The organism is Lysobacter sp. DMC97, assembly GCF_056313745.1.
This window is the reverse complement of the sequence record NZ_JBQUZR010000004.1, coordinates 95,837-108,055: the sequence shown is the minus strand read 5'-3', so window position 1 is coordinate 108,055 and position 12,219 is coordinate 95,837. Positions and strand designations below refer to the sequence as shown.

Below are 12,219 nucleotides of genomic sequence, written 5' to 3'. Positions count from 1 at the left end.
TGGGGGCGCATCGGGAGGAGCGGGCGGCTTCCTGCGCGGGCGGGCCTGTGGCCCGCCGAGTCCTGCAGGCGGCGCCCACCCACCCCGACCGGCTAAAATGCCGGATGCCCTCGACCCAAGCCGCATCCTTCCCGCCCCCGACGCTCCTGCGCAACGCCCAAGTCTTCGCACCCGAGGACCTCGGCCTGCGGCAGGTGCTGGTCGCCGCCGGGCGGGTGCTGTGGATCGGCGCGCCGGACGATGCGGCGCCGTCGCTGCCGGGTCTGGAAGCCATCGATCTCGGCGGCAAGCGCCTGATTCCCGGGCTGATCGACGCCCACGCCCACGTCACCGGCGGGGGCGGCGAGGGCGGGTTCGCGACGCGGGTGCCGCCGGTGCCGCTGTCGGCGTTCACCGCGGCTGGGGTGACGACCGTGGTCGGGGTGCTGGGCACCGACGACCTCGCGCGCAGTCCGGGCGAACTGCTCGCCTCGGTCCATGCGCTGCGCGAGCAGGGCCTCGGCGCGCACTGCTGGTGCGGCGGCTACCACGTGCCGCCGGTGACGCTGACCGGCAGCGTGCGCGGCGACATCGTCTATCTCGATCCGGTGCTGGGCGTCGGCGAACTGGCGATCAGCGACCACCGCTCCAGCCAGCCGACGTTCGACGAATTCGTGCGCATCGCGTCCGAGTGCCACGTGGCCGGGCTGATGACCGGCAAGGCCGGTGTGCTGCACCTGCATCTCGGCGACGGCGTGCGCGGGCTCGACCTTGTCCGCCGCGCGCTCGACGAGACCGAACTGCCGGCGCGCGTGTTCCATCCGACCCACGTGAACCGGCGCAAGGCGCTGTTCGAGGAAGCGCTGGCGCTGGCGCGACGCGGCTGCACCGTGGACGTCACCGCCTTCCCGGTCGAGGACGGCGAGGACGCGTGGTCGGCCGAGGACGCCTGGGAGCGCTACCGTGACGCGGGCGCGCCGCCGGAGCGGTTGACGATCAGTTCCGATGCCGGCGGCTGCCTGCCGACCTTCGACCACGAGGGCCGCCTGTGCCGCATGGACGTCGGCGCCTCGCGCGCGCTGCCGCAGGCGCTGCGCACGCTGCTCGCGCGCGGACACGCGCTCGATGCCGTGCTGCCGGCCTTCACCTCCAACGTCGCGCGGCTGCTGCGCTTGGCCGGCAAGGGTGTCGTTGCGGCCGGTGGCGTCGCCGACCTGGTCGTGCTCGATGCCGACGGCGGCATCGCCGACGTGATGGCGCAGGGCGCGTGGCACGTGCGCGACGGCGCGATCGTGCGGCGCGGGCTGTTCGAGTGAGCCGCGCGTCACGTGTGCGGGCCCGCATGACGTTGTCATCCCGAGCGCAGCGAGGGATCTGCTTTTCCGCTTGCCACGTGGAAAGCAGGCCCCTCGTTGCTGCGCTCGGGATGACAGTGTTTTCGTGATTTCCCCTTTTCGTTGAGCAACTCCAGGAACATCGATGTGCCCCAGTAAAGTCCCCGACGGGGAAGAGCGCGGCTGGATCATCCCGATCGGCGGTGCGGAAGAGAAAGAGAACGATCGCGCGATCCTCGCCCGGTTCGTCGAACTGTGCGGCGGCGCCGACGCCGACATCGTGGTGATCCCGACCGCGAGCAAGCTGCTGTCCACCGGTCCGCGCTACGTCGAGATCTTCACCGACCTCGGCGTGCGCAGCGTCGAATCCATGGATTTCGACACCCGTCGCGACGCCGAGGAGTCGCGCCGCGTCGATCGCATCGAGCGCGCGACCGGCGTGTTCTTCACCGGCGGCAACCAGTTGCGGCTGGCGACCTACCTCGGGGGCACTGCGGTGGCGAAGGCGATCCGCATCGCCAACGCGCGCGGCATGCACGTCGCCGGCACCAGCGCCGGTGCGTCGTTCCTCAGCGAACACATGATCGCGTTCGGCGAGGAAGGCTCGACCCCGATCGCCGGCATGGTGCGGCTGGCGCCGGGCCTGGGGCTGACCAACCGCTTCATCATCGACCAGCATTTCCGCCAGCGCGATCGGCTGGGCCGGCTGGCGACGTCGCTGGCCTACAACCCGTTCGCCGTGGGCATCGGCCTGGACGAGGACACCGCGGCGTTCATCTCGCCCGACAACACCGTCGAGGTGCTGGGCAGCGGTGGCGTGACCGTGGTCGACGCCGCGGGCCTGCAGTTCTCGTCGATGGCCCAGGTCGACGAGGGCCAGCCGGTGTGCCTGCTGGGCCTGACCTTCCACATCCTCGTCGCCGGTGCTACGTTCAACCTGCACACGCGCAAGGCGTCCGCGGGCGCCCTGCTGGCGCCGAAGGAATAGCCGCCGAAAGGCGCGTCGACCGCCGGGGAATCGGTCGCGCGCGTGTCCCGGGCCCGCGCAGGTGCGCGGCCCGGTCCCATCGACCGCACAGGAGTCAGTCCAGGTATGCGCATTCTCGATCGTTCGGTGTTCGTCGGCCCGTCGCTGTACGCGCATTTCCCGGTGATCCGGCTGGAACTGGACCTCGAACGGCTCGAAGACTGGCCCACCGGGCGGCTCGGGCCGGCGTTCGTCGATGCGCTGGTCGAGGCGGTGCCGGGACTCGCCGAACACGGCTGCTCCTACCGCACGCCGGGCGGGCTGATCCGGCGCATGAAGGAAGGCGAGGGCACGTGGCTGGGCCACGTGCTGGAGCACGTCGCGATCGAGCTGCAGAACATGGCCGGCGAGGACGTGACCTTCGGCAAGACCCGCAGCATCGACGGCCGCCCCGGCGTGTATTCGGTGATCTACGAATACGCGCAGCGCGAGGAAGGCATCGAGGCTGGCGAACTCGCGCTGAAGCTGCTGCGTTCGCTGGTGCCGGCGGAACTGCGCTCGGCCGACGCCGTGCCCGATGACTGGAACTGGCCGGAGGCGCGCGACACCTTCATCCGCTACGCGCAGCGCCGCGCGCTGGGCCCGTCGACCGCGTCGCTGGTGAAGGCCGCGGAAGAGCGCAACATCCCGTGGCTGCGTCTCAACGAGCAGTCGCTGGTGCAGCTCGGCCATGGCCGCTACCAGCAGCGCATCCAGGCGACGGTCACCGGCAAGACCTCGCACATCGCGGTGGAACTCGCCAGCGACAAGGAAGAGACCAACAAGATCCTCGTCTCGCTGGGCCTGCCCGCGCCGCGCCAGGAACTGGTGCAGAGCGAAGGCGCCGCGAAGCGCGCGGCGGCGCGGATCGGCTATCCCGTCGTCACCAAGCCCTACAACGGCAACCACGGCCGCGGCATCTCGATCCGCCTGACCAACGAGGCGGAAGTGGTCGAAGGCTTCCTCAAGGCGCAGGCGATCTCGCGCTCGGTCATCGTCGAGACCTACCTCGAAGGCGACGACCACCGCCTGCTGGTCGTCAACGGCGAACTCGTCGCCGCGACCAAGCGCACGCCGGGCCACGTGGTCGGCGACGGCACGCATACCATCCGCGAACTGGTCGAGATCGTGAATCGCGATCCGCGCCGCGGCGTGGGCCACGAGAAGGTGCTCACGCGCATCGAACTCGACGCACAGGCCGAGATGATGATGGCGCGCGAAGGCGTCGATGCCGACACCGTGCCCGAGGCCGGCCGCATCATCTATCTGCGTTCGACGGCGAACCTGTCCACCGGCGGCACCGCCACCGACGTGACCGACATCATCCATCCCGACAACCGCGAGATGGCGGTGCGCGCGATCAAGGCGATCGGCCTCGACGTGGGCGGCGTGGATTTCCTCAGCACGAACATCGCAGAGAGCTACAAGACCATCGGCGGCGGCATCTGCGAGGTGAACGCCGCGCCGGGCTTCCGCATGCACGTGGCGCCGAGCGAAGGCAAGTCGCGCGACGTCGCCGGCCCGGTGATCGACATGCTGTTCCCGTCGGGCGCGCCGTCACGGGTGCCGATCGCCGCGATCACCGGCACCAACGGCAAGACCACGACGTCGCGCATGCTCGCGCACATCGCGAAGATGACCGGCTACACGCCGGGCCTGACCTCCACCGACGGCGTCTACATCGACGGCCAGCGCACGGTCGAGGGCGACATGACCGGGCCGGTGTCCGCGCGCATGGTGCTGGCCGATCCGCAGATCGATTTCGCGGTGCTGGAGACCGCGCGCGGCGGCCTGCTGCGCGCGGGCATGGGCGTGTCGAAGATCGACGTGGGTGCGGTGCTCAACGTGCAGTCCGACCATCTCGGCATGAAGGGCATCGACACGCTGGAGCAACTCGCCGAGGTCAAGCGCATCGTGGTCGAGGTCGCGCAGGATTGCGCGGTGCTCAACGCCGACGATCCGAACGTGCTGAAGATGGGCGGCTACACCGACGCCAAGGTGATCTGCTACGTCACCATGAACCCGTCGCACGGCCTCGTGCGCGAGCACATCCGCGCCGGCGGCCGTGCCTGCGCGCTGGAGGCGGGCGTCAACGGCCAGATGATCACGCTGTACGACCGCGGCAGCCACATCCCGCTGCTGTGGACGCACCTCATCCCGGCGACGCTGGAAGGCAAGGCGCTGCACAACGTGCAGAACGCGATGTTCGCCGCGGCGATGGCCTTTTCGATGGGCATCAAGCTCGACGCCATCCGCCAGGGCCTGCGCACGTTCGACAGCACGTTCTTCCAGGCGCCGGGCCGCATGAACGTGTTCAACGAGCATCCGTTCAAGGTGCTGTTCGACTACGGCCACAATGCGCACGCCGTCGCCGCGATGGCCGACCTCGCGCAGCGCCTCGACGTGACCGGTCGCCGGCTCGTGGTGGTGGCCGGCCCGGGCGATCGTCGCGACGAGGACCTGCGCGACATCGCGAAGGCCGTGGCCGGTGGCTTCGACCACTACATCTGCCGCCGCGACGACGGCCTGCGCGGCCGCGCGCCTGACGAGGTGCCGAAGCTGATCGCCGCGACCCTGCGCGAGCACGGCGTGCCGGAGGACCGCATCAGCGTGATCCCGGACGAACAGGAGGCGATCGACGCCGGCCTGCGCATGGCGCAGCCGGGCGACGTGCTGCTGATCTTCGCCGACGCGCTGGTGCGCTCGTGGAAGCAGGTGATCAAGTTCAAGCCCGAGGGCGCGCCGGAGAAGGCGCCGGTCGCCGCCGTGGCGCCCGCGGACACCGGCGAGGCCGCCGCGGAACCCGCGTTCTCGCCCGAACAATGGGAAGGCGTGAGCCGCGACGAGCGCGGGATCTTCATCTCGCGGGAGAGCGACGACTGAGCACCGTGTCCGTGTCGCCCGCGTTGCCCGACAGCGAACCGCCGTTCGACGATTCCCGCCGTCTCACCGGCGCCAACCCGTACTTCGCCGGCTGCGGCGCGGCGATGGAGGCGCTGGGTCCGCGCGCGCAGGATCCCGAGGCGCTGCGCAGGTGGCGCACGTGCGTGAACGCGATGCGCGTGCTGCTGTGCTGGCCGCCCGCGGAGGCGCTGGCGCGCGCGCACGCCAGCGGCGCGACGCTGGCGTTCCCGGCGCCGGCCGACCTGCTGTACGCCGCGACCGAACTCAACGAGTGGGCGTGGTGCGTGGCCGCCGGTTACGCCGGTTTCCATGCGCCGGGGCATCCGGCGGCGTTCGATGAAGTGCGCGCGATGGACACCCTGCGCCACTTCGCCGCCGCCGAAGCGCGGCCGGACGTGATCGCGCTGCTCGATGCCGCGGCCGCGCACGGCGTGCCGACGCTGCTGGACGACGACGCGCTGACGCTCGGTCTCGGCGTGCATGGCGTCACCTTCGCGCTCGACGCGTTGCCGCCGTCGCCCGACACCGTGCCGTGGCCGACGCTGGGCAGGATTCCCGCCGCGCTCGTCACCGGCTCCAACGGCAAGACCACGACCGTGCGCCTGATCGCCGCGATGCTGCGCGCGCACGGCCTGCGCACCGCACATTCGTGCACCGACGGCCTGTTCGTCGGCGATACCGCGCAGATCGAACGACTGGAGGCCGGCGACTATTCCGGTCCCGCCGGCGCACGCCAGCTGCTGCGTCGCACCGATGTCGAAGCCGCCGTGCTCGAAACCGCGCGCGGCGGGCTGCTGCGTCGCGGCCTCGCACTGGCGAAGGCCGACGTCGCCGTCGTCACCAACATCAGCGAAGACCATTTCGGCGAATACGGCGTGCATTCGGTCGAGGATCTCGCGTCGGTGAAGCTGACGATCGCGCGCGCGGTGGCGGGCGAGGGCAACGGTCGCCTCGTGCTCAACGCCGAGGACCCGCTGCTGCGCCGGCTGGGCCCGCAGGCGGCGCCGCGACTGGCGTGGTTCGCGGTCGATCCGTCCGCGCTGCCCGACGACGCCTCGACGCCGCACTGCACGGTGCGCGACGGCCGGCTGGTGCTGCACGACGGTGCCGCGTCGCACGATCTCGGCGATGTCGCGGCCATGCCGGTCACGCTCGGCGGCCACGCGCGCTACAACATCGCGAATGCCGCGGGCGCGTCGCTGGCCGCAGCGCAGCTCGGCGTGCCGTCGGCGACGATCCGTGACGTGCTCGCCACGTTCGGGCGCGATCATGCCGACAACCCGGGACGGCTGCAGCGCTGGTCGTTCGCCGGGCTCGAGATCTTCCTCGACTACGCCCACAACCCCGACGGTCTCGCCGGGCTGCTCGACATCGCGCAGGCGTGGCGCGGGCAGGGGCGTCTCGCGCTGCTGCTCGGCCAGGCCGGCAATCGCGAGGACGCGCAGATCCGCGACCTCGCCGCGATCGCCGCGCGTTACGCGCCCGACCTCGTGGTGGTGAAGGACATCGACGGCTACCTGCGCGGCCGCGTCGCGGGCGAGGTGGCGCAGGTCATCCGCGACGAACTGCTGCGTCGCGGCCTGCCGGAATCGGCGCTGCCCGTGCGCCTGCGCGAGGCCGACGCCGCGCGCGAGGCGCTGGCATGGGCGCGCGCGGGCGACGTGCTGGTGCTGCCGGTGCACAGCCTCGCGGCGAAAGCCGAAGTGGCCGCGTTGCTGGACACGCTGGCCGCTGGCGGCTGGCAGCCGGGCGAGCCGCTGCCGCCCGAAGCGCCGTCGTCCGACGCGTCACTCGTCTAGTCGCGCTCAGCCGCCGTTCGCGTCCCAGGCGCGCAGCGCGGCTTCGACGGTGTCGATGCCCCTCGCCGCGGCCGCGGCATCGATCTGCGCGACGGTGTCGTCGGCGGTGTGGATCACCCGCAGCATCTTCGGCCGGGTCATCGAGCGCTTGCCGGAGAACACGGCGATCACGTTCGGGATCTCGTCGCGATCGGCCAGCGTGTACGACACCGCCGGCCAGCCGGCCTTGAGGAAGGCGCGATGGTCCGACGGCGGATACTGCGCGCCCGCGGCCAGCCTCAATCCGTGCGCGGTCGCGGCCTCGCGGCTGGCGGCGACCAGCGGCGCATCGGCTACCGGCGTCATCATCCACAACGTGTCGCCCCAGCCGAACACATCGAAGTTCATATAGAGCGCCGGGCGCTCGCTGCCCGCGGCTTCGACATGGGCCTCGGCGCCGAGCAGGCCGTGTTCCTCCAGGTCCCACAGCGCGATCCGCACCCGGTGGTGCGCCAGCGGCCGCTGGTGGAAGCGTTCGGCCAGCGCCAGCACCACTGCGCTGCCGGAGGCGTTGTCGGTGGCGCCGCGACCGACGTCGACGCGATCGGAATGCGCGCCGATCAGCAGCAGCGGCGCTTCGGCCGGCCCGGCGACATCGGCGAACAGGTTCTCGCCGTGCAGGGATCCAACGTCGAACGGCTGGCGGGTGACCTGCAAGCCGAGCGCGCCGAGGCGATGCGCCAGATGCGCGCGCCGTGCGGCGTTGTCGTGTGCCGCGGCGAGGGCCACCACGTCGCGCGCCCACGCGCTGTCGTCGAGGTGCGCGGCGGTCGCCGGTGTCGCGACGGGTGCCGGTGCCGGCGCGGACGCGCAGGCGACGAGCAGCGAGGCCACCAGTGCCAGTGCAGGCACGGCGTGGCGGAAGGCAGGACGCATCGACACGCACTCCGGGGAAGGAGCCGTGATCGTCGCAGAACCGCGTGACCGTCAGAGGTGTCGGAAGTCATCGCCGGCACGGGGTCGGAATTTTCCGACACGCGCACGCGGCGGATGCCGATTGAGCGCGCGTCGCGGTCTGCCTACGCTGTGTGCATCGGGGCCACGAACCCCACACCATGGACAAGGGAACAGGCCAATGACGATCCGCGTATTTCTGCTCGACGACCACGCGCTGGTGCGCACCGGCATGCGCCTGATGCTGTCGGCCGAGACCGACATCGAGGTGGTCGGCGAGGCCGACAGCGGCGAAACCGGGCTGCCGTTGATCCGCAAGCTGCGGCCGGACGTGGTGCTGTGCGACCTGCACCTGCCCGGCATCAGCGGACTGGAGATCACCGAGCGGCTGGTGAAAGGCGATTACGGCTGCCGCGTGGTCGTGGTGTCGGTGCTGGAGGACGGCCCGATGCCGCGGCGGCTGATCGAAGCCGGGGCCTCCGGCTACGTCGGCAAGGCCGGCGATGCGAGCGAACTGCTGCGCGCGGTCCGCGACGTGGCCCGCGGCAAGCGCTACCTCGCCAACGGCATCGCCCAGCATCTGGCGCTGTCGGGCGTGGACGGCAGCGGCTCGCCGTTCGATGCGCTGTCGCCGCGGGAACTGGAAGTCGCGATGCTGCTGGTGCAGGGCCTGCGCCAGGAAGACATCGCCAAGCGGCTCAGCCTCAGCGCGAAGACGGTGAACACCCACAAGTCGCGGCTGTTCGAGAAGCTGGAGATCCAGGACAGCATCGCACTGGCGCGGATGGCCTCGCGCTACGGCCTGAGCGACCCGGCGCGGGAGCTGTGATCCCGGCGCACGCGCCTGCGTTTCCGTTCCCCTGAAACGACGACGGTCCGGCGCAGGCCGGACCGTGTCGTGTGTTGCCATTCGCCGCGGCGGTGCGCCCGCTGCGGCGAGGGCCGGGGTCAGCCGGCCTGCGGCTTGTCGCCGTCGGCCTTCGCGTCGCGACGCATCAGGTCGGACAGATCGGCGTCCGGCTGGGCGTCGAACAGCGGCAGGCCGATGCCGTACTGCGGCGCGGCAATCTGCGCGTCGATCGCGTCCTCGGCCGAGGCTTCGGCGACGGTCTGCGCTTCGACGGCGGGCGCTTCGACGGCCGGCGTTTCGGCCACGACCGGTTCGGCGACGGGCGCTTCGACCGCCACCGGCGCGGCGATGGTCTCTTCGACCACGGCCTGTTCGACCACCGGCGGCTCGACGACGACGGGCTCGACCACGACCTGTTCGATGACGGGCTGCTCGACGACGGCTTGTTCGACCACCGCTTGTTCGATCACGACCGATCCGGTGACGGCTTCGGCGACGGCTTCGCCTGCAACGGCGACCGGCTCGACGACGGCCGCGTGTTCGACGGCCGGCGTTTCGACCGCGATCGGCTCGGCGGGCGCCGATTCGGGCGTGGCGATCGCGTCCTGCACGACGTCGGCGCGCGCTTCGACGACCGGCGCGGGCGCCGGCGCTTCGCTGGCGAAGAGCGCCGGAGACACCGGGGCGGCCTTGATGGCGGCAGGTGCCGGCGTCGCGGGCGGCGGCAGGTCGTCGAATTCGAATTCCGGCTGGGTGCGGTCGAGCGTCGTCTGCGGCTCGTCGCCGGCGGACAGCGCATCGGCCTCGTCGCCCATGCCTTCGCCGGCGGCCGCGGCGCCTTCGCCGTTGCCGCGGCGACGGCGACGACCGCCGCGACGGCCACGACGACGGCGGCTGGCGCCTTCGCCGTTGGCATCGCCGGCCTCGGAACCGGCCACGCCGTCGGCAGCATCGAATTCGCCCTCGTCATCGCCATCGACGACCTGCGCGGGCACCGGCACGGCCACGGGCGGCTGCACCGGAGCGGCCTGCGTCGGCAGGGCGGTGGTCGTCTCGACGGCGACGGCGGTCGCCGCCACGGCCGTCACGTCGGCGACCGGCGCCTGCGGCTTCTGCGTGTCGGCCGACGCGCGGTCCTCGCGGCGCGGCGCGGGGCCACGCTGGGCGTTCGCGTCGCCCTGCGCGGGCTTCTGCGGCTGCGCGGCGGCCTGCTGCGGCTTCTGCGACGGCTCCTGGCGCTGGTCCTGCCGCTCCTGGCGCGGCGCGTCCTGGCGCTGCTCCTGGCGAGGCTTCTGGTCCTGCTTCTGCTGCTGCGGGCGCGGCTGCTCCTGCTTCTGCGGCTTCTGGCCCTGGCCCTGGCCCTGTTGCGGCTGGCCCGGCTGCGACTGGCCCTGCGGGCCGCCACGACGCGGGTCGTTCTGGCGCTGCTCGTCGCGACGCGGTTCATCACGGCGCTGCGACTTCGGGCCTTGACCCTGGCCGCGCTCGTCGCGACGGCCGTCGCGATCGTTGCGCTGGCCCGGGTGACGGTCGCGGCGCTGTTCGTTGCGGCCCTGGCCTTGACCTTGGCCGGACTGCGGACGCGGCGGTGCGGCGGGCGCCGGAGCCGGTTCGCCGCCGAACAGGCCCTTCAGCCAGCCCATCAGGCCGCCGGGCTTCTGCGCCGGGGCCGGCTGCGCGAACGCCGGCGTCGGCTGCGGGGCCGGCTGCGGCGCGGGGGCGGGGGCCGCGACCGGTGCCGCGGGCGCCGGTGCTTCCTCGCGCAGCGGCGCGGGGCGCGACGGCTTCACGTTGGTGACGGCCGCCGGCGGTGGGACGTTGAGGTTGGCCTTGGTCAGCGCGATCGTCGCCAGCTTGCGCGGCGTGCCGCGCTGGTAGCTCGGCTTCGCGGTTTCCTCGCCCAGCTCGTTCTCGCGCAGGCGGGTGACTTCGTAGTGCGGCGTGTGCAGCGATTCGTCGGCGACGATCACGATCGGCGCGTCGTGGCGCTTCTCGATCTCGCTCAGCGCGCGGCGCTTCTCGTTGAGCAGGTAGTTGGCGATCTCCACCGGGGCCTGCACCAGCACTTGGCCGGTGTTGTCCTTCATCGCATGCTCTTCGGCGATGCGGATGATCGACAGCGACAGCGATTCGATGCTGCGCATGCGGCCGTGGCCGTCGCAGCGCGGGCACACCAGCTGGCTGGATTCGCCGAGGCTGGGACGCAGGCGCTGGCGCGACATCTCCATCAGGCCGAACTTGGAGATGCGGCCGAGCTGCACGCGGGCGCGATCGTGCTTGAGCGCCTGCGCGAGGCGGTTCTCCACGTCGCGCTGGTGCTTGTTCGAGGTCATGTCGATGAAGTCGATCACCACCAGGCCGCCGAGGTCGCGCAGGCGCATCTGGCGGGCCACTTCGTCGGCGGCCTCCAGGTTGGTGTTGAACGCGGTTTCCTCGATGTCGCCGCCCTTGGTGGCGCGCGCCGAGTTGACGTCGACCGCGGTCAGCGCCTCGGTCTGGTCGATCACCAGCGAGCCGCCCGACGGCAGGCGCACGGTGCGCTCGTAGGCGTTCTCGATCTGCGATTCGATCTGGAAGCGGTTGAACAGCGGGGTGTCGTCGGTGTAGTGCTTGAGCTTGCGCAGGTTGTGCGGCATCACCTGCTCGACGAACTCCTTCGCCTCTTCGTACATTTCCGGCGTGTCGACCAGGATCTCGCCGATGTCGGCGCGCATGTAATCGCGCAGGGCGCGGATGATGAGGCGCGATTCCTGGTAGATCAGGAACGGCGAGGTCTTCTTCAGCGCGGCCTCGGCGATCGCGCGCCAGACGCTGAGCAGGTAATCGAGGTCCCACTGCAATTCTTCGGCATCGCGGCCGACGCCGGCGGTGCGGATGATCACCCCCATCTCGTCGGGGATGTCGAGCTTGTCCATCGCTTCCTTCAGCGCGGCGCGGTCGTCTCCCTCGATCCGGCGCGAGACGCCGCCGGCGGTGGGCGAGTTCGGCATCAGCACCATGTAGCGGCCGGCCAGCGAGATGAACGTGGTCAGCGCCGCGCCCTTGTTGCCGCGCTCTTCCTTGTCGACCTGCACCACGACTTCCTGGCCTTCGCGCAGCAGTTCGCGGATGCCGGCCTTGTGGTGGTCGACGCCCGCCTGGAAGTAGTCGCGGGAGATTTCCTTCAGCGGCAGGAAGCCGTGGCGCTCCGCGCCGTATTCGACGAAGGCGGCTTCGAGCGAAGGTTCGAGCCGGGTGATGCGGCCCTTGTAGATGTTCGACTTCTTCTGTTCCTTCGCGGGAATCTCGATGTCGATGTCGTAGAGGGTCTGGCCATCGACGATCGCGACGCGCAGCTCTTCGGCCTGCGTCGCGTTGATCAGCATGCGTTTCATGGTCCTGCGTTCCTTGGCGCCTTGCCCGCTTTCGGTGCGG

The 12,219-nt window shown here is 71.2% G+C and carries 7 protein-coding genes; 5 read left to right on the top strand and 2 right to left on the bottom strand.

From position 1 onward, the window contains the following. The first annotated feature begins 104 nt into the window (after nt 1-104). From iadA to ACT53Q_RS09655, 4 genes are all read left to right on the top strand, one after another. Nucleotides 105-1,295 carry a beta-aspartyl-peptidase gene (iadA, locus tag ACT53Q_RS09670; protein ID WP_476186442.1) on the top strand — a complete coding sequence of 397 codons (1,191 nt, stop codon included), beginning with the start codon at nt 105-107 and terminating at the stop codon, nt 1,293-1,295. Between the two features lie 163 nt (nt 1,296-1,458). Then, nucleotides 1,459-2,301, top strand: a complete 843-nt coding sequence (locus ACT53Q_RS09665) for a cyanophycinase (RefSeq protein WP_476186441.1) — start codon at nt 1,459-1,461, stop codon at nt 2,299-2,301. 105 nt (nt 2,302-2,406) lie between these two features. Further along, nucleotides 2,407-5,202 (top strand): cyanophycin synthetase, encoded by a 2,796-nt coding sequence (gene cphA, locus ACT53Q_RS09660; protein WP_476186440.1) that lies wholly within the window; start codon nt 2,407-2,409, stop codon nt 5,200-5,202. 5 nt (nt 5,203-5,207) lie between these two features. Further along, nucleotides 5,208-7,022, top strand: a complete 1,815-nt coding sequence (locus tag ACT53Q_RS09655) for a Mur ligase family protein (protein WP_476186439.1) — start codon at nt 5,208-5,210, stop codon at nt 7,020-7,022. 6 nt (nt 7,023-7,028) lie between these two features. On the opposite strand, the gene ACT53Q_RS09650 is transcribed toward ACT53Q_RS09655, so the two are convergent. Beyond that, on the bottom strand, nt 7,029-7,937 hold the full coding sequence (locus tag ACT53Q_RS09650) for a M28 family metallopeptidase (protein WP_476186438.1): 909 nt from the start codon (nt 7,935-7,937) through the stop codon (nt 7,029-7,031). Nucleotides 7,938-8,136: 199 nt separating this feature from the next. Here ACT53Q_RS09650 and ACT53Q_RS09645 point away from each other — a divergent pair, with 199 nt between their 5' ends. Continuing rightward, entirely contained in the window at nt 8,137-8,784 is a 648-nt protein-coding gene (locus ACT53Q_RS09645; RefSeq protein ID WP_476186437.1) for a response regulator, read from the top strand. A 119-nt stretch (nt 8,785-8,903) separates the two neighbouring features. On the opposite strand, the gene rne is transcribed toward ACT53Q_RS09645, so the two are convergent. Further along, nucleotides 8,904-12,179 (bottom strand): ribonuclease E, encoded by a 3,276-nt coding sequence (rne, locus tag ACT53Q_RS09640; protein WP_476186436.1) that lies wholly within the window; start codon nt 12,177-12,179, stop codon nt 8,904-8,906. Nucleotides 12,180-12,219 lie beyond the last annotated feature (40 nt).